Here is a 21,838-nt window from a genome sequence, read left to right on the forward strand (position 1 = left end):
CCGTTAAAGGGATTACCTCTAACCAGCGTGCTTTCATGCAGAATAAGTGGTGCCCGGACTCGGAATCGAACCAAGGACACGGGGATTTTCAATCCTCTCTTCGCTAGCAAGTTGAATTATCGCAGTGTGAAATTAATTTCTGCATCGAATTTGTACTCATCGAATACTTTATTCGAGTGTACACATGGAAAATATCGTCACAAAAGCCGCTACTGTTTCTAACAGTACTAAGCCTCGTGTTATCCCTATGGTCTCAACCAAAGGGGGCGAAGGTAAATCTACTCAAAGCGCCAACCTTGCCGGCTTCCTTGCCGATGCAGGTAAAAAAACTCTCCTCATCGATGGTGACCACTCCCAACCCACCGCAAGCAGCATTTTCTCCCTGGAATACGAGGCACCCAACGGTTTGTATGAACTGTTGATGAAGACTGTCGATCTCAACCAACCCGAAGAAATCATCTCCCGTTCTGTTATCCCTAATCTCGATGTCATCGTTTCCAACGATCCCCACGACCGTTTATCTTCCGCCATGTTGCATGCCCCTGATGGCCGTATGCGGCTGAAGAATGTTCTGCAGCACCCTTTGTTCAACGAGTACGACGTCATCATCATTGACTCCAAAGGCGCGGCGTCTGTGATGCTCGAACTGATTCTGGTTGCCAGTACGGAGTTCGCTGTCGGTGTTATCAAGCCTATATTGCCGGATACGCGTGAGTTTCTGCGTGGCACATTGGGGTTGATGGAAGGATTATTGCCGCTGACCAGCTACGGCATTGCGTTACCGCGTATCCGTATTCTGACGAATTGCATGGAGTATACGAATCTGGATTGGCAGACCCTGAACAGTCTGCGCGGCATTATCGCAAACGGGCAGTATCTGCGTGCAGATACCTTCGACGTCTCCCTTCTCGACACCATCATTCCCAAGCTTGAAATTTACAAAATGGGGCATGCTTCCGGCCAACCAGTTCATCGTCTTGAAAGAACCACCACACGCACATCAACGCTCGCTGCTGCGGACACTATGTATGAGCTGGCCTGCGAGTTGTTCCCTCACTGGGTTGCCGACTTTGACGTTCTGCGTCAGGAGGCAAATCAATGAATATTGAACAGCTAGTGACCTTTCTTAATGAACAGCGCGAGTTAGCCGCACCTGCACCCTGGCAGGTTCTTGAACTCTATAGCGATGGCGTCACTGTCGTGGATGTCAACGGCTTCGAGCATGTGGAAATCCCTAATGTCGCGATTGTTCCAGACTGGGAAAAACTTGGGCTTGAGCACTGGTCGGATAACGGTGGGAGCCGTGATGTGAGTCTTGAGGAGCAACGGGCTAATGGTTATCTGGCCGCTGCAGCACCACAGCTACTGGCTTACGTCAATGTGCTTAACCGTAATTTGGAAACCACGGAGAATGCGCTGCGCCTCATGTTGAAAATGCATGCGTTGATGATGGCAAAAACCAATCATGCTGCCAGCTTCTATGATGCTGAATGTCTTCACGAAATGGCCGAGGCTCCGTATGAGGCCACCGCGGTTCTTGAGCATATCTGTGGCACCGATGCCGAGAATGCTCACCTAAAAGGGGCAACTTGCGTAGGGTGCGGTTGTACAGATGGCCATGCTTGCCTGGATAAAAACAGCAAATCATGCAGTTGGCTCAAGGTCAATCGTGATACTGGGCTGGGTGTCTGTTCTTGCTGCCCGACTTTTCTTGGGCACCCGTTAACAACTGACGGTGAAGGATCGGAGGTGCGCCATGGTTGATATGCACATTCCTTATTCTCCAGATGCCGAGCAGGCCGTTCTCGGCGGATTGATGCTGGATAACGAGCGTTGGGATGACATTCTGCCATTAGTTGGAGATCGTGATTTTTATCTGGCGGTGCATCGTCGCATTTTCCAGGCGATGGCTCGTCTGATGGCTGTTCAGCAGCCGATTGATCTGATTACGCTCCATGAGTCACTGGAACAAAACGGTGAGCTCGAGCAGGTCGGCGGTTTTGCCTATCTGGCGGAGTTGTCTAAAAACACACCGAGCGCAGCCAATATTGTCGCCTATGCCGGGATTGTCGCTGAACGCAGCCGACTGCGTAGCCTGTTGCAACTCGGGCGTGAATTGAGCGCTGATGCTGCTCATCCCCGCGCAGATTCTGCCGCCCTGACCGAAAGGGCAGAACAGCAATTGTTCCTGCTCTCTGAGCAAACCCACTCACAGCAGAATGTCAGCCTGACCGATGGGCTGAATGCTGTCGTGACCTATCTGGAGACGGTGAATGGCGGTAATGGGATCACAGGCACCCCGACCGGCTTCTCTGAGCTCGATGTGATGACGTGTGGTTTGCAGCCGGGAGATTTGGTTTTGCTTGCCGCACGGCCGTCGATGGGTAAAACCGCCTTTGCGTTGAGCGCTTACACTGGCGCGCTTCGTGGCACGGAGAAACCTGCATTTTTCTTCAGCCTGGAAATGCCGCGTGAGCAGTTGCTCCAACGCCTGATTGCTGTTGACGGGCGGGTTGAACTTTCAAGGCTGCGCAGCGGCCAGTTGGATGATGAAGATTGGGCGCGTATTTCCAAAGCGATGGAGCGGTTGTTGCCATTGGAAAACCGCCTGATTATTGACGATGAATCGTATTTGACCCCCGGACTGTTGCGCTCCAGGGCTCGGCGCTATACCCGGTTGTATGGTAATCCGGGTTTAATCATGGTCGATTACCTGCAGCTGATGCGTTGCCCTGGCCAGGAAAATCGCACTCAGGAAATTTCAGAAATTTCCCGCAGTCTGAAAGCGCTGGCCAAAGAACTTGATTGTCCCGTTGTGGCGCTATCTCAGCTGAACCGACAGTTGGAAAACCGTGCTGACAAACGTCCCTTTAATGGTGACTTGCGAGACTCTGGTGCGCTGGAGCAGGATGCCGATGTGATCGCCTTCATCTACCGGGATGAGGTCTATTACGCTGACTCTGATGATGCCGGCACGGCAGAAATTATCATTGGTAAGCAGCGTCAGGGGGCAACGGGCACCGTTCGCGTCAAGTTTGAAGGGCAATTCACCGCGTTCAGTGACTTCCATGATGGTCAGTATGACCAATACTCGGGGAGGGCGTAACCATGGTGCGTACTAAAACCAAGATCCTCGATCTGAACAGCGCTTTGCTCCAGCAGGGCAAGACTGCAGCAGGCACACAACCTTTAGCCCCTGTGCTGGCGCAAACCCCTGTCAGTGAAATGCCGTTGGTATTGACCCTGGATGAAGTGAACCCGAATCCGGATAACCCACGAACCTCGCGTAACCCGAGATATGAGGAAATTAAGTCATCAATTCTAGCTCGAGGTCTCGATACGGTACCGAAGGTGACCCGTGATCCGGAACGTCCAGAGCTGGGGTATTTTTTCAGTGATGGAGGGAATACGCGTTATGCCATTCTTTCCGAGCTCTGGCAGGAAACGGGAGAAGAACGGTTTTATCGCTTCTCTTGTGTATTCAAGCCCTGGCCAGGACGATTATCCTGCGTGATTGGTCATCTTGCCGAGAATGAGGTACGTGGTGATCTGAGCTTCATTGAAAAAGCGTTTGGCATTCGACAGGCCCGGGCTTTATATGAAGCGGAGTTGGGGAAAGCCGTCTCACTGCGTGAACTCTCGACACTTCTTACCGCACAAGGTTACCCCGTCCATAATTCCAGTATCAGTCGGATGGAGGATGCGGTGCAGTACCTGTATCCCTATATGCCTCACTTATTGGAGACAGGCCTGGGGCGTCCACAAATTCTGCAGTTGCTGGCTATGCGATCCCATGCAGAAACCACGTGGCAGAAGCACTGTATTACCCAAGAACCAAAGCAGCCATTTGATACCGTTTTCGGTGATGTATGCAGCCATTTTGATTCGCCCGAGGACTATTCGCTGGATATGTTCCGTGATGAGTTGATTGGTGCGCTCATCAACGCGTTGCCACACCCGTTGCTCAATTATGACCGCTGGCTACTGGAGCTCGATCCCAAAGAGCAAAACCGGCGCAAGCACCTCGGTGAGCCTGAGCCGGCATTAACGCCTGAGCTGTCAGGCGAAGGCAATACTGTCGAACTGGCGCCAGCACTGCAGCAGGGAAATACCGGCGGACCGACGGTACCTGAAGTACAGGGAGAAAGATCTTCTTTGGTTCTGGACAGCGCGTTGCATGAATCAACGGGAGATGCCGATGATGAATCACAGAACGTTCAGGAAGAGGAAACGCCTGCAACTCAAACTGAACCACGTGTTGAAACTCAGCCTGACCTATATGGTGCGCCTTCTGTGTTGTCGGGTGACGTTGAAACGGCTTTAGATGGTGAGAATACCAGCGTCCCCCTGTCGGACCCTCGTGAGTCGACAGCCCCTCACAGCAATACCGTGGCACAGCCAAAGCAAGGTGTAACCCCTGTTGCAGAGGTGCCTTTTGCCGAGGTAGGGCTTGAGCCGGTCTCCTCCATTTGGGCTATTTCTTCCCTGCAGGATGATATCGAGCACCTGCAGGTGATCACCTTCCGATTGGCATTCGAACTGGCCGAAGTGGCGGGCTGCGAGGCTGAAATCAAAGCTGATAAAGCCGACTTGCAGGCTGCCGGCTACGCATTGACTGCCGAACGTCCCTCTCGCTTCACCGCGTTACTCCTGACCCTTGCCGGCAACAACCCGGACGGCGCCTTATCCAGCTCGCTCAATGAAGCCCTCATCGGGTCGGAAAATGCTGCTGACTGGCCGTTGCTTGATGATATTCATGCCGTGAAATTGATGCGCCTTATTCGCGTCTTACGCCGTCTGCGTGAACTACAGCGTGACTTATCTGCAACAGAGGAGACAGCCTGATGAGCCATTCACAACGACAGGTGCGCCTGGTGAAACTGGTGCGAAAACTGCTAGAGCTGGCCCGTAGCAACAGTAATGCGCATGAGACTGGACTGGCGTTAGCCCGGGCGCAAAAACTGATGGAGAAATACGGTATCAGCGAGCTGGAAGCCAGCCTGTCATCTATTCAGACGGCACCGAGCCGGGGAGCGCCTTCCGAAGCGAAACAAAAACTGCCTGAATGGATGTCCGGGCTGGCGTGGGCGATTGCCCGCGCCTTTGGATGCCGTTTGTATTTTTCCTGGCGGGATAGCGAGTCTGGCCCGCGCCGCAACGTGACGTTCTACGGTTTTAGTGAGCGGCCGGCCGTTGCGGCTTATGCGTTCGATGTGCTGAGCCGGCAGTTGAAAGATGCGACTGCAGACTACCTGAAAACCCAGAATAAGCGCCTGAAAATGAGCACGCGGCGTGCCCGAGCTGAGCAGTTTCGTGCCGGCTGGGTTGCCGGCGTTCGCAGAGTCATCACGACGTTTACCGTGTCAGAACAGGAATGCGAGCTGATGGGAGCCTGGCTGGAAAGCCAAAAGATGGGGGAGCTGCAAACGCGCGCCTCGAAAACCTGCCGCGGTGATGATATTGCCCGTTTACGTGGATTCGAAGCAGGCCAGAACGCCCGTTTACACCAGGGTGTTCAGGGGGCTGCGACCACTGGCATTGGTTATCAGGGAGGACGCAATTCATGAACCTTTATCTATTCCTTATCACAATGCTGTCCTTCATTTTTTGGTTCCTGTTTATGCGCGACGTTCCTGATCCCAGAACGTGGTTTAAGGACAAGGGCAAAAACTTCATTTCAGCGTTGCCATTCCTGTTCGTTTCCATGGTGTTGCTGGCATGCTTGTTTGCTGTTTTTTCGAGATATTTTTCCAAAATCCAGGGGGGATCACTATGAGTAATAGCTTGTCTCAGGCGACGAACAGCCTGCTCACTCAGCTCGTGATGGAACTTAAATCAGGCTATATCCGCCGCTGTGAATCTCTGGGGCTGACCACGGAGGAGATGCAACTGCTGCACGGTTTGACCATTGAAGATCTGCATTACTTGATGAACAGCTCGGTATCGGTGCTGACCTTCCAAATCCATCACGAGAATTTCTCCCTGATGCTGCAACATGCGCGCCGTGAGCAGCAGCGCATGCAGCGGATTGACCGTGCACTGGCGTTGGGGGGCTCTATCGAAATGATGCAGCATTATTTTGGCCTCTCGACCGTTGAAGTTGCCGCCCGCCGACGCATGACCGGTATCAACATTCGCCAGGGGCGCTGTGCAGCGCTCAGTGACGATGAGAATGCCGCCTTGTGGCGCCAGTGGCAAAAGGCCGACATCGATGACGCCTCCAGTGCCGATGGACTGGACGTCATGATGCTGGCCGCCGAACAGATAGATGTTTCTCTGACGGCTGTCTGGCACGCCGTTCGCAGCTTCGATACCCCTCAGACGGCGACCGCCAGAAAAGCCATTCAGGCGGTGCGTACGCCACGCGCTACGCCGGGAGGAAATACAAGGAGGCTGGCATGAAGCCTGTGATGTTAATGCCGGGTTTGCAGGTCCCCCGTTCGGCGCCGCCATCCTGCCAGAGAAAGGCGAAGGAGCAGGTCAGGCGCTTCCGCCGCGGGGAGCGTAACTACAAGCACCTTCATGTCAAAGGCAAGCACGCCCCCGGGCGAGCCTGGATGAAGATTGATATCGGTACCAGCTGGCGACTGCTCAGCCGAAACAGTGGTGATGACTGGGAGTTGTTGACCCATGAACGCTACAACAACGAACTGTGGAAGTGATGACACTGACCCTGTACCTGGTATCGGGTACAGGCCTGAGTGCCGTTAGGCCAACAACCGCTTGATGCTTTCGCCCTGTGGGCGGGAGCAGCGTAAAAGGATGCGCAAAATCGATGAGCATAAATAAAACACCTGATGACAGCTTGATCACCTTTACGCTCGAACAAATGAATGCCCGCCTGGCGGAACGAATAGGCGCGGAAAAGCACGCGGGGAGTCCCGATGTCACGAATCTGCGCAGCGGCCTGCTGTACATGGGCAATGTGCATGACTCCATCCCCCGCCGGTTGCTCCTGGACACCCGCCTGTCACCGCTTGATAAAACCGCGTGGATAATGATCCGCCTGTACGCACAACAGAACCAGGGCGCCGTGTTCCCGACCTATGACGAACTGCAGCTGCAGCTCGCCTCGCCGTTTAACGGTAAGGCGTCCCGCGAGACCGTCAGCCGCGTGCTGCTGATGTTACGCCTGACCGGCTGGCTCAGTTTGTGCCGGCGTGTGCGTGACGACAAGGGGCGGGTGAAGGGCAACATCTATGCCCAACATGATGAACCACTCTCGGCCCGTGATGCGGAGACATTGGATCCGACCTGGCTGGATACGGTCGCCATGGGCTGCGCGCATAAAAACCGCACCGTCAGCCAGACGGCCTGGTCGGTACTGACCGATATTCAACATGACCCGACAATGCGTCATCAGCATTCCCAGATGGCGGCGATTGCTGAACGGCTGGGGTCGCCACAAACCCCGCAACAGATGGCCGTCAGAGTGTCTCAACGACAGGAAAATATCCCCAGTTCGGACGCCGAACTCAGTAAGAAATCCCCGGGTTCGGATACCGAACTGAGTCAAATTAAGCCCGGTTCGGATACCGAACTCAGTGTAAAACAGGGAGGCAAAACACCGAGTTCACTTTCCGAACTCATTGTGAAATCAGTTACTTACGGTGTATCAACGAAACCGAACTGTAACGTACGTTCTTTCACACAGAGTGTGAATAAAACAACGTACGTACCTGAGTTGCCGGCCGAACTGCAGAACATCATAGCGACGGATGATCAGCGGCAGATTGGTGTCCAGCTTAAGGCATTGCCTGCAGAGGTTTCCCGTCAGGTGCTGGAGAGTCTTGAGCAGGCAATGGCCAAAGGCAACCTGAATAATCCCACTGGCTGGCTGCTGGCGGTCATCAAGCGCGCCAGAAACGGTGAATTGTATGCGAGTGCCAAATCCCCAGAACCTGCCAGGCCTGTACCGCGACGCCAAATACCTTGCTCTGCGGCGCCCGCAAAACCAACAGATACGGTCCGCCAACACCTTGCTTCGCGGGAGCATGTCAGCGACATAGTTGCGAAGTTACGTTTGGGAATGGCACGCGCAAAAAATAAGTCATAAATCTGAACAATAAGAGGTGTTCAAAAAAACACACAGCGCTACCACTGGCAGCACTGATTAAAAAGTATGCACTGCTGCCACTGGCAGCACTGATTAAAAAGTATGCACTGCTGCCACTGGCAGCACTGATTAAAAAGTGCGCGCTGCTGCCACTGGCAGCACTGGTTAAAAAGCATGCACTGTTGCCACTGGCAGCAATGGATAGAAGTGAACGGGATAGCCTTTTGAGTTTTTGTTCGTCATGCAAAAAGAGTTTTGGATTGTTGCCAGGACAAGCTGGCGCAACTATTTCAAGCCACACATAAGTTAAACAGGATGCTTAAAATGGTTGATTCATCAAGCAATAAAGAAAACAAACCCTCTTCAACTCGCGCAGGAGCGCTCAAATCGACGTTAACCGTCCAATTGCATACACAATATGCAATATTGTTATGGGAGGGACGGCAGCGTGAGAAAGAGTCAAATAAACCACAAATAGTCAGCATGCCTCAGGTCATCGCCCGAGCAGGGAAAATTAATGCTGATTCAAACGCTGACAACCCTTATGCCGATGGCGCGATGTTGTCGTTGGAGCAGGCTATTGAACGTGGCACCGCGCGATTGCAGAGTGCAGTCGCAGAACTTGATAACGTCTTATCCAGCTTGCCGGGTCAGGTCTCGATGTCAGAAGTCTCATCAGTATCACCGCTGAATATCGGTGTATTTAGTCGTACTCCGCTCGGGTATCGTTGTGTCTGGTTACTCGTTGGCTTTGATCAACTGGCGATGAAAGCATTTCAGGCATGGCACTATGGGTTGATCTCCCGTCAAAAGCGGGATGACTTGCTGAGCCAGGGGGGGCATTGGGTACGGCAGGTTTATGGGGTTGTGCAGCAGTATCGATCTGTAGCTGTAACGCGTGATGATATTCGCCTTCAAACGCCCGCAGGTAAGGATGCGATCACCCGTTTGGGTATGCCTGACGAAGATATTATGTCGGGCGCAATACGCTCCTCTTTCTCTCCACCACTCAAGACCTCTGCATTAATTTCCTCTAAAAAAGGAGCTAAATCATGAGTATGAATCGACAGGTAACGTCTTTTTTTATGCCAGGTGTACTCTGCACCGCGTTATTGTTAACGGGGTGCGCAGGCACCGAATTGGGTGAATGGAACAAAAAAATCAGTGACGCTGCCCATTCGCTGGCAACCGGTGGCAGCGGCGGCTCCAGTGAGGGTAGCATGCCCTGGATGACCCGGGCCGGTATTTCGGGGCCCCGGCAGGACGTGCAACATACGTATAGCCTCCCGGTGGACGTTGATACCGCGGCGGCGCGGCTGAAAAGTCATTATCAGTTCATCTCCTCCGAGGAGCTTGAAAGTCTGCGCCAGCGTGATCAGCACGGTGACTGGAGTGCGAGCTCCATTGATGAAGCACGTCCGGTCTGGTCAGCAAATCGGGGCAGTTATTACAAGATGGGGCAGGAATGGAAAGGCAATGATCGCCTTGAGCTCGAAGTGGTCAAGTCCGGCGTTGGCAGCCGTCTGAAAGTGACATACAGCTCACCGGATGCGTCACACCTGACCGATGCTTACCTTGGGAGACTGATGACGCAGTTGCAGCAGGTTGCCAAAGGTCAGGGCTGAGGGAGGTTATCTGATGCAGCTCTACCTGTGTGAGAAACCCAGCCAGGGTAAAGATATCGGCGCCATTCTCGGGGCGACCCAGCGTAAGCAGGGCTATCTGGCGGGCGCCGGCGTCATCGTTACCTGGGCTATCGGGCACCTGCTGGAGCAGGCTCAGCCGGAGACCTACGGTGAACAATTCGGTAACCCCTGGCGGGAGTCTGTGCTGCCTATCGTGCCTGCTCAGTGGAAAATGACGGTAAAAAAAGACACTGCCGATCAGTTTGCGGTCATCCGTGGGTTGCTCAAACAAGTTGATTCTGTAGTGATTGCGACCGATGCGGATCGTGAGGGGGAAGTGATCGCACGCGAATTACTGGAGCATTGCCACTTTACCGGCCCGGTCCAACGGCTCTGGTTGTCTGCGCTGGACGAGGCCAGTATCCGGCATGCTCTGGCAAACAAACTCCCTGGCGAGAAGACTGCACCCCTGTATGAGGCCGGCCTGGCACGCGCCCGGGCTGACTGGATGACGGGGATGAACCTGACCCGACTTTATACTCTAAAGGCGAGGGAACAGGGATACGGCGAGGTGTTGTCGATCGGGCGGGTACAGACCCCCACGCTGGCGCTGGTCGTGAACCGTGACCGCGAAATCGCCAACTTTATTTCCAAGCCGTACTGGCAAGTCAGGGCGAACCTGCAAAAGGATGGCATTACTTTTCCTGCGAACTGGGTGCCGGCTGCCAACTACTGCGATGAAGAGAAGCGCTGTATTCAGCAGAATGTGGCGCAGGCCGTGGTGCAGCTGTGTCAGCAAACAGGTCATGCGGTTGTGCTTGAGGTAGGGACCGAGCGTAAGAAAGAGTCCGCGCCGCTGGCCTTTGACCTGGGGACGCTGCAGCAGGCTTGCTCACGCAAGTGGGGGATGAGCGCAAACCAGGTGCTGAGTATCGCGCAGTCGCTGTATGAAACGCACAAAGCGACCACATATCCCCGGACGGATTGCGGCTATCTGCCGACATCGATGCGGGAAGATGTTGCCGATGTGCTGAGTGCGGTTACCCGCACGGATCCAACGCAGAGCGAAAACGTGGCCAGGCTCGACAGGGCCTTTGTTTCCCGCATCTGGAACGACAAAAAAATCACGGCGCACCATGGGATTATCCCGACTAAGCAGCCGTTCGATTTGAGCAAGCTGTCTGCCGATGAGCTGAAGGTCTATCAGCTGATCCGTCAGCATTACCTGGCACAGTTCCTGCCCTTGCATGAAGTGGATGTGACTGAGGCTACCTTTAATATCGGCGGGCAACTGTTCCGCACCCGTGGCAAGGTCGAGGCGGTGGTAGGTTGGAAAGCTCTGTTCCAGCATGGCGTGAGCGAGGTGAAAGAGGAGCCGGCGGACACGGATGATGTCCGGATGCCGGCGCTGGTAAAAGGTGAATCCGTCGCGGTTGCCGGCGCGGAGCTTAAAACGCTGCAGACGAAGCCCCCGGGGCATTTTACTGACGGGACACTGATCGCCGCCATGAAAAATGCTGCGGCGTTCGTCAGTGACCCGCAACTGAAGAAGGTGCTGAAAGAGAATGCGGGACTGGGTACTGAAGCGACACGTGCCGGTATCCTGGAAACGCTGTTTAAACGCGGCTACCTGGAGAAAAAGGGAAAAATCCTGCTCTCCACGCCGATTGCCGGCGAACTGATAGATGCGTTACCGACGGCGCTGACCAACCCTGGGATGACGGCGCTGTGGGAGCAGTCGCTGGACGAGATTGCCCAGGGCCAGATGACACTCGAGACGTTCATGAGTCGCCAGGCACAGTGGACGAGCCATCTAGTGGAGAAAGGGAAGACGCAGGCGGTGAAGTTCACTGCGCCTCCTTCACCGCCGTGCCCGACATGCGGTGGGACGATGCGCCGGCGTGCAGGCAAGAAAGGTGGCGGTGCCTTCTGGGGCTGCAGTCATTATCCCACTTGCCAGGGTATCATCAACATTGATGCAAAAGGTGGTCGTAAGGCCAAGCGCTATAAAACAAAATCACCGGCTAAAAATAAAACAACCGGAGCGGAGTAAGAGATTGCCTGATGTTAATGTTAGGAAGATTTGCTAAGGTTATCTGGCTTTCTTGCAGAATGCATAGGTACCCCGTAACTGCGGTGGTGGGAAAATTCTTCCATGGTTTTTTCTGCTTCAGTTCGGTCAGCGGCCTCCACACTCAGGTTGGCTGTCAAGACGCAGGCAACTCCGTGAAAAACGCGTCGGGAGACTAGGTTCCTCCCCGGAGTTTGACAGAATTTACTGAAGGCTCAGGTACCGGCCGTGCGGCGTTGATTTTCGGATCAACGCCGTTTTTATTTTATGGTTCTCAAAACGGAATATTGCGGTTGACACTCTCGATGCTTGCATTAAAAATGAACAGGCTTACTTGTTGTCTTCGGACAACCAGCCAATGCTTCAGCACTCTGTGAGAAGCGCCTTCGGGTGAGTGCCAGCCAAAGTTTCAGCGGTCTGTGAGAAACGCCCTCGGGTGACTGCCAATAGCCTCGTAGCCTGAAAGAGGAAGCCCACGTGGCGGTAACACCGTTTAGCCTTTGAGAACGGGGATCACTTAGCGGTGATGAAGGCCCATTTCACAATCAAGACTGTCTGCACTGACGTATGACTTTGCAGACTCCCGACGGGAAACACTTTCCCGTCGGGAAGGTGTATTTCTCCGTCACCGAATCTTTACTCCTGGAGAAAACATCATGTCTACCCAATCACAGCAAGCATCTACTAAAACTGAATACTTCAACCTGACTATCAAGGGCATGGGGTACCTCAGCAACATTCGTCAAGTCAATGGCCCGAATGGCACCTTTATCAGCTGTGTCGTCAATGGACTCTCCGGTCCTACCGATAACGCCAGTTACACGCGTTTCGATGTGACGGTCGCCGGTAAAGAAGCCAGCAGCCTGATCAACCGCTGTCAAAAATCGGTTGATGAAGACAAAAAGGTCCTGATTGGTTTTGTACTCAGCAATCCCAAGACGGACATCTTCACGCTCAACAGCGGCGAACATGCCGGTGAACAGCGCGTCAGTCTCAAAGCCCGCCTTATCAAGGTCGATTGGATCAAAATCGGTCAGGAAAAGGTATATCAGGCTGAGAAATCCGACTCTACGCCGCCTCAGCAAGGTTCCGCACAGCAACAATACGCGGAAAACTCTTTCTGATAACGCCCTTTACGCCTCGATTTTTCGGGGCGTTTTTCCCCTTTCTAACTCTATTCCCTATGAGGATTTGATTATGGCGTCTCGCGGCGTTAACAAAGTCATATTGATTGGCCACCTTGGGCAGGATCCGGAAGTCCGTTACATGCCAAATGGTGGCGCGGTTGCCACCCTGTCGCTTGCGACTTCCGAGACCTGGCGTGATAAACAATCCGGCGAACAGAAAGAAAAAACCGAATGGCACCGTATCGTGCTGTTCGGCAAGCTCGCTGAAATTGCCGGCGAATACTTACGCAAAGGTTCGCAGGTCTACATTGAAGGCGCTTTGCGCACGCGTAAATGGGCAGATCAGAGTGGCCAGGATCGCTACACTACCGAGGTAGTCGTTAACGAGGGCGGCACGATGCAGATGCTGGGTGGTCGTAGTCAGACCGATAACCCGGGGCCCTCAGCGTCTGGTAGTTGGGGGCAACCTCAGCAACCGACCCACAGTGGCACACCCACTCAGGCGTCTGCCGGCAATGAACCGCCGATGGACTTTGATGATGACATCCCATTTTGACCTGGATGGCATTCATTGACATACTGCACATAGCGTCTGCTGTGTGCAGTTTTTCTATCTACTATACCGGAGGCTCCCATGGGAACTCGTTACGATACCGACGTGGTCGCCTGGGCGAATGAACAGGCGGCGTTACTGCGTGCCGGTAAACTTAGCCAATTGGATATCGAAAACATTGCCGAGGAGATTGAGGACGTGGGCAAGAGTGAAAAGCGCGAACTGGCCAGCCGGATGGCGGTTTTACTGGCTCACCTTCTGAAGTGGCAATTTCAACCTACTCACCGTGGTACAAGTTGGGAACTGACGATCAAGGGGCAACGCGGTTTGATAGAGCGCCGTTTAAAGAAAACCCCCAGTCTGAAAGTTGCTATGGTCGATCGGGAGTGGTTGGAAGATACCTGGTTTGATGCTTTGGCTATAGCATCAAAAGAAACGGGGATCGGTCTGGATAAATTACCCGCTTCTTGCATTTGGACTGCAGAACAGATCCTGAACCAGGATTATTACCCAGAACCCTAATTTGGGTTCGTTAGCATGATTCGATAACGCTGACCTTCGGGTTGGCGTTTTTTTTGATTAGCAATAAAGAGTTGTTAATTGAGCCTCCTGGACGGTAACCGCACAGTGACACCTGCCAATTGTCACTGAACAGGAAATCTTCCGGATGAAAAAAACAATTCTCGTCTCTTCCCTGGCAGCACTCATGCTGACCGGGTGCGTTACTCAGCAGCCACTGCAGCAGCGCGATATTTCCCCTGTCACGCCTTCGGTTACCGTCACCCGCAACGTTCAACCGGTGAGCCCGGATGCTTACGGGCAGGTGCCTGAGGTCGTGCGCTACGACCGTTATTTACTGGTCAGCACCGACCCGGCGGCCGTTCAGCGTGATCCGCTCTCGCAAATCATCGATATCCGTATTCCGGCATCAGTAAAACCGACGGTGGCTGACGCGTTGCGTTATGCACTGCGCCAGTCTGGTTATTCCCTGTGCGCGACCGGACCTGCAAACGGCGTGCTGTACCGCCAGGCGCTGCCGGCGGTGCAGTACCAGCTGGGGCCGATGCGTTTGCGTACCGCGCTGCAGGTACTGGCAGGCCCCGCGTGGCAGCTTGAGGTAGACGACGTGCAACGTGTTGTCTGCCACAGCCTGCGTGACGGGTATCAGTTGCCGGCGACACAGCTGCCGCCATTGACGGTGGCGCCAGCCAGGGCGGTTTCAGCGCATCCTGCTGCGACGGTCATAGCACCTCAGTCCGTTAACACGGTACCGGCAACCGGCGGGTGGCTGAAAAAATGACTGAGCAAAATGATGAAATGATGCCGATGACACCGGCAAAAAAAGGGTTGCTTCGCAGCAGGGCCTTCTGGGGGACAACGGCCGGCGTTGTTGTTGTCCTGGTTGCAGGCCTCGTCGGTTCAGGGGCTATCAGGCATATCGACCAGCGTATTGCCCTGCTTGAGCAGGCACAGAAAGCACTGGCACCGCAGGATGGCATGAACTCTATGGCCGATGAGCTGCAGGCGCAGGCTAAACAGCTTAAAAGCCTGGCTGAACGCCAGGACTCGATCACGCGGCAGATTGGGGCGCTGACGTTAACCAATGGGCTACCGGAGAAACTTGAGCAGCAGCTGCAGGTGCAACAGGTTGAGTTAAATGCGCTGAAAGACAGCATCGAATCCGTGAAAAAGTCAGCGACTGAAAAGCCTGTACCGGCAGTGGCACCCTCAACGGACGTACCCGCTGCACCGTCAGCCACCGCCAAAATCATCCCAAAGCACAAGCCCACGCCAATTAAATCCTCCCCGCGTAATGCGGTACCTCGTACGGCGCGCAAAGCGCCATTCGTGCTGACCGGGGTTGAGCAGCGCGGGACATCGGCCTTTGCGGCTGTGGCGCCGCTGGGGTTCAGTGATTTGTCGCAGGTGCGGTTAATCGGGGAAGGGGAGTCGGTCGCCGGCTGGATCCTGGTCAGTGCCGGCTATGGGCAGGCGACATTTCGTGTGAACGGCCGCCTGCAGACTGTCAGCGCTCAGTAAGGAGAAGATGATGAAACTGAAATACAGCGTGATTGCCCTGATGCTGCTGAGCCCGTTATCACAGGCAGCGCAGCAGACGACTATTGAGAACAGCCAGTCTACCCTGAGCGAGATTCAGCAGAGCCAGGCCAACAAGACGGCGCAGCAGGGCAGACAGTGGGGCCTCAGTGGGGAAGAGTACCAGCGTTATCAGCAGTTGATGGATGGCCCTCGCGGGACGCAGTCTCCGGGGCTTGATCCGTTAACTGCCCTTGGTATCGAGGCACAGAGCGATGCCGAACGTAAAAAGTACGCGCAGCTGTGGGTAAAGCAGGAGTTCGCCCGCACAGAAAAAGAACTCAAGTTCCAGCGTGAGGTGGATGCGGCCTGGCAGCGCCTTGGTGTGTTGCCGGTGAACATGGGGAATGCGGCCGGTATCGCACATGACACCGGCGGGCGACTGGCGCTGTTCGTGAAAGCGAAGGACTGCGGGCAGTGCGATGCACGCCTGGCGGCGGTGCTGGCAGATAACCGGCCGGTCGACATTTACCTGGTTGACAGCAAGGGTAATGACAGTCTGCTGCGCGAGTGGGCCCGGGCGCATCACATTCCCGTCGACAAGGTACGCGCACGTCAAATCACGCTGAATCATGACGGTGGCCGCTGGATGAAATTCGGCAACGGCCTGATGCCAGTGGTGCTGCAACAAGGGGAAAACGGATGGACACTCGCCGCATTCTGACCCGGGGGCTATTGCCCCTGTTTGCCCTCCTCACCGTTGTGAGCGGTGGCGTCGTTCACGCCGCCACCCAACAGGTTCCTTCCGGTTATCGGGAGGTGGCGCTGCGCCACGGGGTGCCGCCGGAGTCCCTGTACTCGGTGGCACTGGCCGAGACATCGATGGCGCCGAAAAGCATCATCTCGGTGACTCGCGGGGCTGGCCCGGCCCCGGATGTTGAGCGTCCCTGGCCCTGGACCATTAACGTGGCCGGCAAAGGATATCGTTACGCCAGCCGCCTGCAGGCCTGGGAAGCACTGCAGCGCTTTTTGAAAACACATCCTCGCAAGCGCATCGATGTCGGTATTGCCCAGGTCAATCTGGGCTGGAACGGCCATCACTTCACGTCGACCTGGGAGGCGTTTGACCCTTACACCAATCTCAACGCGGCAGCGGCCATCCTGCGGGAATGCTATGACCGCAATCCCGGAAGCTGGCTGGTTGCCGCCGGGTGTTATCACCATCCCGCCGGCGGCGCACCGGCAGCCCGGTATAAATCCATCGTGAGTGGCAAGCTGGCACGCCTGAACGGCAGGGGTTCCGCTCCGAATCGGAAGATCAGTACAACCCCCACGCCCACGGCGTTACCGGCACAAACGGTGGCGCTGACGTGGGTTGAACCACGGAGCCAGTAAGCATGATGAACGTTAGTTTGACGAAGCAACTGGAAGAACTGAAAGACCAATTGCCGGCGGCGCTGGCTACATGGCAGCAGTCGAAAGGCGGGAAAATCACCGTTGGATGGATGCCTGCCGCTAACCCTGAAGTCATCGGCGCTTTGCTTGAGCTACTCGATGGCCATGAGCAGGAGGACGCATGAAAACGCTTGAGATGATTAAAAACCTGGCAGAACGCAACACCGTTGTTGCCAGTGCTGACGTACTCGCTGTGTTTGCAGTGCTGAAAAAATCGCATCAGCACCTCGGAGAGCTGGAGTCTCAGCTGCAATCGGGGTTTACGCCGGAGGCACTGGCTCAGGAAGAACGAGCGGAAAATGCCGAGCAGCGCGTAGCAGAGTTGGAATTCATACTGAGGAACACATAATTATGAAAAAAGTGAATTTCCTGCTGTTCGGCCTGAGTCTGGTGACCACCACTGCGCTGGCCAACCTGAACGTGATCGCCGATATCGGTGGTGAAGATGCTTCGCCATATTTTGAAGGTATCAACCGTCAGGAGGGAGCGCAATCGTCTCCGGTCGTGCCGCCGGCGCCGGCATCGCCCGCTGAGGCCGAGGCTGCCGCGTTGCCTGTGGCAACGCCAGAGCTGACACCCGGCGATGTGGCTGACAGACCGCTGCAGTTACCGGGGATTGGTTCGTTGTTTATTGTGGGGGATGACGATGCCAGTCGTCTCTGGCTGCAGGCGAATGCGGAACAACTCAAATCCCGGCATGCTGCGGGTCTCGTCGTTAACGTCAGTAACCTGCCTGCCCTGCAGGCGCTGCGTGAGCTGGCGCCGGGGGTACCGATGGCGCCAGCCTCCGGCAGTGAGTTGGCGCGCCGGCTGCAGCTGTCGAATTACCCGGTACTCATCACCGATACCGGTTTGTCCCAGCAGGTTACACCATGATGTCTCCGCAGCATGTCGGTATCGCGCTGATGGCGAATCCGGTGCTGGCCGTCCTGCTGACAGGGCTGTTTATTGCGGTGATGGCCGGGTTGAATCTGCGTGGCCGTGAGTCGGCCTCCGTACGCCGCCACCGGCGTTACCGTGCGACTGCTGCCCGTGTTCTGCAGCGACTGCCCCAGTTGGGCGGCAATGGTCAGCGTCTGGCCTATCTGCGCAAAATCAATCCCTACGTTTTTGAAGAGCTGCTGCTCCTGGCGTTCGAGCGTCAGGGGTATGCGGTTATCCGCAATACCTCCTACAGCGGCGACGGCGGCCTGGACGGTCAGGTCATTATTGAAGGCAAGACCTATTTCATCCAGGCCAAACGGTACGGCCGGGCAATCACACCGTCTCATATCAAGAGTTTTGGTGCATTGCTGAGACATCACCATTGCGACGGTTTTTTCATTCATACCGGCCGTACCGGCCAACTGAGCCATGCTTTGCTGCAGAACCATCCCCACGTCCACCTGGTCAGTGGCCAAAAGCTGCTGGCGTTACTTGCCGGCAATACAGAGTGGATGTTTTTTTTAACCGTGAATTCGGTCACCAACCTGAATGATAAGGAAGGTCGTCATGAGTAATCGCCATGTGATGGAAGCGCTGCTGCGCCCGGCGGTAGAATTGAATACCGCGATCGTTGCCGGTGCTGCGGCAGCGATTTGTTTTGCTGCTCCCTGGTCGGTCGCCCTGGCGCCGTCGGTGAGTTATGTTACTGCCGGCGGGTTTGCGGTGCTGTCAGCGGTACGGGCACGGCAGGGCCTGCGGGTGGTCCGTTATCGCCGCAATCTGCGTCGGTTGCCGCGCTATGTTATGACTAGCGCACAGATCCCGGTGAGCCGGCAGCGGCTGTTCCTAGGGCGGGGTTTCCGTTGGCAGCAAAAGCACACCCAGCGCCTGATGGATACCCGTCGTCCGGAAGTGGAAAAATACGTCCAGCCTCAGCAGTTGTACCAGATGGCGCGCCGCCTGGAGCTTAAAATCGAATACACCCTGCCGTGGTTGTCCCAACTGCTGCGCACTGATTCACCGCTTAACCCGGTGCGGCCGCTGCCACCGGTCGGGGGGAACCCGGCGATCCATGGTATTGAACCCGATGAGCTCGATGTATCGATGGCACTGGGCGAACGCGTAGGGCATAGCCTGGTGTTGGGCACTACCCGTGTCGGTAAGACCCGCCTGGCGGAACTGCTGATCACCCAGGATATTCGCCGCGGTGACATCACCATTGTGTTTGATCCAAAAGGGGATGCGGATTTGCTCCGCCGAGTCTGGGCGGAAGCGCACCGAGCCGGCCGCGGAGATGAGCTGTTCATCTTCCATCTGGGCTGGCCGGATATCTCGGCACGCTATAACGCCGTCGGGCGCTTTGAGCGTGTGTCCGAAGTGGCCGGGCGTATCTCCGGGCAATTGAGCGGGGAGGGTAACAGTGCGGCGTTCCGTGAGTTTGCCTGGCGATTCGTCAATATTGTGGCGCGTGCCCTGGTCGCCCTGGGGCAACGTCCGGACTATCAGTTGATCACCCGTTACGTGAACAACATCAGCGAGCTGTATGAGACCTACGCGAAGAAAGTGATTGAAGCGCGTATGCCGGCGCTGCAGCAACAAATCGACAACAGCCTGCAGGTGCTGACGGAGGACGATGTACCGCGCAATATGCAGGGCCAGCCAAACGCAATAAAAATCATGGCGGTGGAAATGGTCCTCAGCTCGGAAGCCGGCAAGCAACTGTACGACCCTATCCTGGATGGCCTGCGGTCAGCCGTGCGCTATGACCGCACCTACTTCGATAAAATTGTGGCGTCCCTGTTGCCGCTGCTGGAAAAACTCACCACCGGCAAGACCGCCGAGCTTCTGGCGCCTAACTACATGGATATGAGCGACCCGAGGCCCATTTTTGACTGGGAGCAGGTCATTCGTAAGCGCGGCATTGTTTATGTGGGGCTCGATGCACTATCTGACGGCGTTGTCGCTTCTGCGGTTGGTAACAGCATGTTTGCCGATCTGGTTTCGGTTGCCGGTCATATCTATAAACACGGTATGCACGGCGGGTTGCCGACCCGGGCAGACGGTAAACTGCCGATCAACCTGCACTGTGACGAGTTCAACGAACTCATGGGGGACGAATTTATCCCGCTTATCAACAAAGGGGGCGGCGCCGGTATGCAGGTGACGGCCTACACGCAAACCGAGTCGGATATCGAGGCCCGCATCGGTAGCACGGCGAAGGCTGCCCAGGTCACGGGTAACTTCAATACCCTGATCATGCTCCGTGTGCGTGAGAACCGTACCGCACAGCTGCTGACGACACAGTTGCCGGAAGTGGATATTTACACCAAAACCCTGGTATCAGGGCATGCCGATACGGCCGATGTGGAGAAGGGACAGGATTTTACCTCCAATACCCAGGACCGTGTCGGTACTGTGAAAGCCCCACTGCTTGCCCCGGCGGATGTGATTAATCTTCCGAAAGGACAGGCGTTCGCGCTGCTGGAAGGCGGTCAACTGTGGAAGATTCGGATGCCACTGCCCAGCGGTGACAGGGATGATGCGCTTATGCCAACGAACCTGCAGAAGATTGCCGAGGAGATGCAGCGCAACTACCGTACCAGTGAGTCCTGGTGGTCTGCCAGCACGGTAATGCCGGATGTTGCCATCAAAGGGGGGCTGAATGTCGCAAGCGGTGAATAATCAGCCTCAGCAGCCCGTACAACCCCGTAAGCATGGGCTGTTTTACAATGTACTGTGGGGCTGGCCGTGGATGCTGATCGGTATGTTCCTGGCTTCGCTTTTGGTGAGCCTGGTGATCGAATATGTCGGGATGGCATTCTTCTGGCCAGAGCTTGGCGCGTCGCACAGTGAAGCGGTGATGAACACCGAGTTGGGGTACCTGTCCTCTGAATTCACGCGTAGTTTGCTGTTGTCTGAACCGTCAGTGACCGTCACCCGTTGGATTATGACGGCGTATCAATGGACCTTCGTGGACAGCGGCTTTTTGGGCTGGATTAAGCAGGCGTATGATACGCAGGTACACAGCCAGAATGCCGTAGCCAGGGAGCTGAACAGCTGGAGCGGTTGGCTGGCTACCACGCTTAAAGAGTACCTGATGGCGACGGTGTACGTCACCGTGATCACCCTGGTACGTGTGACCATTCTGGTGCTGTCCATCCCGCTGTTTATCCTGGTGGTCCTGGTTGCGCTGACCGAGGGGTTGGGGCGGCGTGATATTCGGCGCTACGGTGCCGGCTATGAGTCGAGCTTTGTGTACCACCACGCCAAGCGGATGGTGAAACCGGCGGTGTATATCCCCTGCATGCTGTACTTGTCCTGGCCAACAGCGGTATACCCCAATCTGCTGTTGTTGCCGGCCGCTATCCTGCTCGGCATTGCGGTGACAGTGACGACAGCGTCGTTTAAGAAATATTTGTAGGTGCCTGAAATCCAGGCTGGACGGCGGCGTACAAAACTGGCTTTTGTGCGCTGCCGTCAGCAGACAAGCCGCCGTGCGGCGCGGCAGTATTCCCTGGTTAAAAATCATCTAAATTTCATAACGAGTTTCCTACTGTCCTTCTTGTTCGAACCATTTATTGTCCTCTGAATGCCCCCTAAATATTTTTGTGGCTCTGCAATTTAATCGAAACCGAGGTGTTGAATGAATCTGTATATTTGCGCTGTTATTGCTCTTGAGGCTGTTATTCTAGCCACACTGCTTAAACCTATTTTAGAGAAAGCCCCTCCGGAAAACCGTGTTCAACGTTGGTTACGTGTCCTACAAGTATTTGCGATCTTGTGTATTGGGGGATCCATGTTCCTTTTCAGTGTCGTGATGCATTTATGAGGTCGGGCTGATTCTGATACTGGTATTACTGCCGTTGGTGTTACCAACGGTGCAAAACTGATACCTCCTTTTCTTATTGCTGTTGATGTACAAAATAGGCCTTTGTACAACAATAGTGTCTGCAGACCGCTTATTTAGCTTCATGCGCTTCCCCTGGCTAA

24 protein-coding genes are annotated in these 21,838 nt (G+C 55.1%); all 24 read left to right on the forward strand.

Annotated elements, in window-relative coordinates; all coding sequences use genetic code 11:
* Positions 1 to 184: 184 nt before the first annotated feature.
* The 24 genes from HWW83_RS23095 (at position 185) to HWW83_RS23210 (ending at position 21,269) form a co-directional block, all read left to right on the forward strand.
* Positions 185 to 1,102: a ParA family protein gene (locus HWW83_RS23095; protein ID WP_176589572.1), complete on the forward strand. Its 918-nt coding sequence runs from the start codon at positions 185 to 187 to the stop codon at positions 1,100 to 1,102.
* Positions 1,099 to 1,764, forward strand: coding sequence for a hypothetical protein (locus HWW83_RS23100; RefSeq protein WP_176589573.1), 666 nt, complete (start codon positions 1,099 to 1,101; stop codon positions 1,762 to 1,764). Before HWW83_RS23095 ends, HWW83_RS23100 begins: the two co-directional genes overlap by 4 nt.
* Positions 1,757 to 3,106, forward strand: a complete 1,350-nt coding sequence (gene dnaB-PI / locus HWW83_RS23105; RefSeq protein WP_176589574.1) for an SPI-7-type island replicative DNA helicase — start codon at positions 1,757 to 1,759, stop codon at positions 3,104 to 3,106. The genes HWW83_RS23100 and dnaB-PI overlap by 8 nt, the downstream gene beginning before the upstream one ends.
* A gap of 2 nt (positions 3,107 to 3,108) precedes the next feature.
* Positions 3,109 to 4,845, forward strand: a complete 1,737-nt coding sequence (locus tag HWW83_RS23110; RefSeq protein ID WP_176589575.1) for a ParB family protein — start codon at positions 3,109 to 3,111, stop codon at positions 4,843 to 4,845.
* Positions 4,845 to 5,567 carry a DUF2786 domain-containing protein gene (locus HWW83_RS23115; RefSeq protein ID WP_176589576.1) on the forward strand — a complete coding sequence of 241 codons (723 nt, stop codon included), beginning with the start codon at positions 4,845 to 4,847 and terminating at the stop codon, positions 5,565 to 5,567. Before HWW83_RS23110 ends, HWW83_RS23115 begins: the two co-directional genes overlap by 1 nt.
* Before the next feature lie 205 nt (positions 5,568 to 5,772).
* Complete coding sequence (locus HWW83_RS23120; RefSeq protein ID WP_147880868.1) at positions 5,773 to 6,402, forward strand: DUF2857 domain-containing protein; 630 nt, start codon at positions 5,773 to 5,775, stop codon at positions 6,400 to 6,402.
* Positions 6,399 to 6,662 (forward strand): ParE family toxin-like protein, encoded by a 264-nt coding sequence (locus tag HWW83_RS23125; RefSeq protein ID WP_043143926.1) that lies wholly within the window; start codon positions 6,399 to 6,401, stop codon positions 6,660 to 6,662. The genes HWW83_RS23120 and HWW83_RS23125 overlap by 4 nt, the downstream gene beginning before the upstream one ends.
* Positions 6,663 to 6,775: 113 nt before the next feature.
* The gene (locus tag HWW83_RS23130) at positions 6,776 to 8,056 is read left to right on the forward strand and encodes an STY4528 family pathogenicity island replication protein (protein ID WP_176589577.1); all 1,281 of its coding nucleotides are present in this window, start codon (positions 6,776 to 6,778) and stop codon (positions 8,054 to 8,056) included.
* A gap of 324 nt (positions 8,057 to 8,380) precedes the next feature.
* Positions 8,381 to 9,112: a PFL_4669 family integrating conjugative element protein gene (locus HWW83_RS23135; protein ID WP_176589578.1), complete on the forward strand. Its 732-nt coding sequence runs from the start codon at positions 8,381 to 8,383 to the stop codon at positions 9,110 to 9,112.
* On the forward strand, positions 9,109 to 9,681 hold the full coding sequence (locus HWW83_RS23140; protein ID WP_176589579.1) for a hypothetical protein: 573 nt from the start codon (positions 9,109 to 9,111) through the stop codon (positions 9,679 to 9,681). Before HWW83_RS23135 ends, HWW83_RS23140 begins: the two co-directional genes overlap by 4 nt.
* Before the next feature lie 13 nt (positions 9,682 to 9,694).
* Positions 9,695 to 11,734, forward strand: coding sequence for a DNA topoisomerase III (locus HWW83_RS23145; RefSeq protein WP_176589580.1), 2,040 nt, complete (start codon positions 9,695 to 9,697; stop codon positions 11,732 to 11,734).
* 674 nt (positions 11,735 to 12,408) lie between these two features.
* Positions 12,409 to 12,876, forward strand: coding sequence for an STY4534 family ICE replication protein (locus tag HWW83_RS23150; RefSeq protein ID WP_060558277.1), 468 nt, complete (start codon positions 12,409 to 12,411; stop codon positions 12,874 to 12,876).
* Between the two features lie 73 nt (positions 12,877 to 12,949).
* Positions 12,950 to 13,435, forward strand: a complete 486-nt coding sequence (locus HWW83_RS23155; protein ID WP_176589581.1) for a single-stranded DNA-binding protein — start codon at positions 12,950 to 12,952, stop codon at positions 13,433 to 13,435.
* 78 nt (positions 13,436 to 13,513) lie between these two features.
* Positions 13,514 to 13,954: a DUF29 domain-containing protein gene (locus HWW83_RS23160; RefSeq protein WP_060558282.1), complete on the forward strand. Its 441-nt coding sequence runs from the start codon at positions 13,514 to 13,516 to the stop codon at positions 13,952 to 13,954.
* Positions 13,955 to 14,099: 145 nt separating this feature from the next.
* Positions 14,100 to 14,732 carry a PFGI-1 class ICE element type IV pilus protein PilL2 gene (gene pilL2, locus HWW83_RS23165; RefSeq protein WP_176589582.1) on the forward strand — a complete coding sequence of 211 codons (633 nt, stop codon included), beginning with the start codon at positions 14,100 to 14,102 and terminating at the stop codon, positions 14,730 to 14,732.
* Positions 14,729 to 15,472 carry a hypothetical protein gene (locus HWW83_RS23170; RefSeq protein WP_176589583.1) on the forward strand — a complete coding sequence of 248 codons (744 nt, stop codon included), beginning with the start codon at positions 14,729 to 14,731 and terminating at the stop codon, positions 15,470 to 15,472. The genes pilL2 and HWW83_RS23170 overlap by 4 nt, the downstream gene beginning before the upstream one ends.
* Positions 15,473 to 15,482: 10 nt before the next feature.
* Entirely contained in the window at positions 15,483 to 16,193 is a 711-nt protein-coding gene (locus HWW83_RS23175; RefSeq protein ID WP_089186715.1) for a TIGR03759 family integrating conjugative element protein, read from the forward strand.
* The gene (locus HWW83_RS23180) at positions 16,172 to 16,864 is read left to right on the forward strand and encodes a transglycosylase SLT domain-containing protein (protein ID WP_176589584.1); all 693 of its coding nucleotides are present in this window, start codon (positions 16,172 to 16,174) and stop codon (positions 16,862 to 16,864) included. The genes HWW83_RS23175 and HWW83_RS23180 overlap by 22 nt, the downstream gene beginning before the upstream one ends.
* Positions 16,865 to 16,866: 2 nt before the next feature.
* Positions 16,867 to 17,049: a hypothetical protein gene (locus tag HWW83_RS23185; RefSeq protein WP_176589585.1), complete on the forward strand. Its 183-nt coding sequence runs from the start codon at positions 16,867 to 16,869 to the stop codon at positions 17,047 to 17,049.
* Entirely contained in the window at positions 17,046 to 17,273 is a 228-nt protein-coding gene (locus tag HWW83_RS23190; protein ID WP_176589586.1) for a hypothetical protein, read from the forward strand. The genes HWW83_RS23185 and HWW83_RS23190 overlap by 4 nt, the downstream gene beginning before the upstream one ends.
* Before the next feature lie 2 nt (positions 17,274 to 17,275).
* Positions 17,276 to 17,800, forward strand: coding sequence for an integrating conjugative element protein (locus HWW83_RS23195; RefSeq protein WP_060558297.1), 525 nt, complete (start codon positions 17,276 to 17,278; stop codon positions 17,798 to 17,800).
* Positions 17,797 to 18,423, forward strand: a complete 627-nt coding sequence (locus HWW83_RS23200) for a restriction endonuclease (RefSeq protein WP_089186720.1) — start codon at positions 17,797 to 17,799, stop codon at positions 18,421 to 18,423. The genes HWW83_RS23195 and HWW83_RS23200 overlap by 4 nt, the downstream gene beginning before the upstream one ends.
* Complete coding sequence (gene traD / locus HWW83_RS23205; RefSeq protein WP_176589587.1) at positions 18,416 to 20,530, forward strand: type IV conjugative transfer system coupling protein TraD; 2,115 nt, start codon at positions 18,416 to 18,418, stop codon at positions 20,528 to 20,530. The genes HWW83_RS23200 and traD overlap by 8 nt, the downstream gene beginning before the upstream one ends.
* The gene (locus tag HWW83_RS23210) at positions 20,511 to 21,269 is read left to right on the forward strand and encodes a TIGR03747 family integrating conjugative element membrane protein (protein ID WP_147880856.1); all 759 of its coding nucleotides are present in this window, start codon (positions 20,511 to 20,513) and stop codon (positions 21,267 to 21,269) included. Before traD ends, HWW83_RS23210 begins: the two co-directional genes overlap by 20 nt.
* Positions 21,270 to 21,838: the final 569 nt, after the last annotated feature.

It is taken from the genome of Serratia ureilytica, from assembly GCF_013375155.1.
Classification (GTDB): Bacteria; Pseudomonadota; Gammaproteobacteria; order Enterobacterales; family Enterobacteriaceae; genus Serratia; species Serratia ureilytica.

Excerpts from the sequence above, each read along its gene's own strand:
- HWW83_RS23145 (WP_176589580.1), top strand. The coding sequence starts at position 9,695 with ATGCAGCTCTACCTGTGTGAGAAACCCAGCCAGGGTAAAGATATCGGC.
- HWW83_RS23100 (WP_176589573.1), top strand. The coding sequence starts at position 1,099 with ATGAATATTGAACAGCTAGTGACCTTTCTTAATGAACAGCGCGAGTTA.
- HWW83_RS23190 (WP_176589586.1), top strand. The coding sequence starts at position 17,046 with ATGAAAACGCTTGAGATGATTAAAAACCTGGCAGAACGCAACACCGTT.
- HWW83_RS23160 (WP_060558282.1), top strand. The coding sequence starts at position 13,514 with ATGGGAACTCGTTACGATACCGACGTGGTCGCCTGGGCGAATGAACAG.
- HWW83_RS23130 (WP_176589577.1), top strand. The coding sequence starts at position 6,776 with ATGAGCATAAATAAAACACCTGATGACAGCTTGATCACCTTTACGCTC.
- HWW83_RS23200 (WP_089186720.1), top strand. The coding sequence starts at position 17,797 with ATGATGTCTCCGCAGCATGTCGGTATCGCGCTGATGGCGAATCCGGTG.
- HWW83_RS23095 (WP_176589572.1), top strand. The coding sequence starts at position 185 with ATGGAAAATATCGTCACAAAAGCCGCTACTGTTTCTAACAGTACTAAG.
- HWW83_RS23180 (WP_176589584.1), top strand. The coding sequence starts at position 16,172 with ATGGACACTCGCCGCATTCTGACCCGGGGGCTATTGCCCCTGTTTGCC.
- HWW83_RS23150 (WP_060558277.1), top strand. The coding sequence starts at position 12,409 with ATGTCTACCCAATCACAGCAAGCATCTACTAAAACTGAATACTTCAAC.
- HWW83_RS23125 (WP_043143926.1), top strand. The coding sequence starts at position 6,399 with ATGAAGCCTGTGATGTTAATGCCGGGTTTGCAGGTCCCCCGTTCGGCG.
- HWW83_RS23155 (WP_176589581.1), top strand. The coding sequence starts at position 12,950 with ATGGCGTCTCGCGGCGTTAACAAAGTCATATTGATTGGCCACCTTGGG.
- dnaB-PI (WP_176589574.1), top strand. The coding sequence starts at position 1,757 with ATGGTTGATATGCACATTCCTTATTCTCCAGATGCCGAGCAGGCCGTT.
- HWW83_RS23195 (WP_060558297.1), top strand. The coding sequence starts at position 17,276 with ATGAAAAAAGTGAATTTCCTGCTGTTCGGCCTGAGTCTGGTGACCACC.
- HWW83_RS23185 (WP_176589585.1), top strand. The coding sequence starts at position 16,867 with ATGATGAACGTTAGTTTGACGAAGCAACTGGAAGAACTGAAAGACCAA.
- HWW83_RS23115 (WP_176589576.1), top strand. The coding sequence starts at position 4,845 with ATGAGCCATTCACAACGACAGGTGCGCCTGGTGAAACTGGTGCGAAAA.
- HWW83_RS23210 (WP_147880856.1), top strand. The coding sequence starts at position 20,511 with ATGTCGCAAGCGGTGAATAATCAGCCTCAGCAGCCCGTACAACCCCGT.
- HWW83_RS23120 (WP_147880868.1), top strand. The coding sequence starts at position 5,773 with ATGAGTAATAGCTTGTCTCAGGCGACGAACAGCCTGCTCACTCAGCTC.
- HWW83_RS23110 (WP_176589575.1), top strand. The coding sequence starts at position 3,109 with ATGGTGCGTACTAAAACCAAGATCCTCGATCTGAACAGCGCTTTGCTC.
- pilL2 (WP_176589582.1), top strand. The coding sequence starts at position 14,100 with ATGAAAAAAACAATTCTCGTCTCTTCCCTGGCAGCACTCATGCTGACC.
- traD (WP_176589587.1), top strand. The coding sequence starts at position 18,416 with ATGAGTAATCGCCATGTGATGGAAGCGCTGCTGCGCCCGGCGGTAGAA.
- HWW83_RS23140 (WP_176589579.1), top strand. The coding sequence starts at position 9,109 with ATGAGTATGAATCGACAGGTAACGTCTTTTTTTATGCCAGGTGTACTC.
- HWW83_RS23175 (WP_089186715.1), top strand. The coding sequence starts at position 15,483 with ATGAAACTGAAATACAGCGTGATTGCCCTGATGCTGCTGAGCCCGTTA.
- HWW83_RS23170 (WP_176589583.1), top strand. The coding sequence starts at position 14,729 with ATGACTGAGCAAAATGATGAAATGATGCCGATGACACCGGCAAAAAAA.
- HWW83_RS23135 (WP_176589578.1), top strand. The coding sequence starts at position 8,381 with ATGGTTGATTCATCAAGCAATAAAGAAAACAAACCCTCTTCAACTCGC.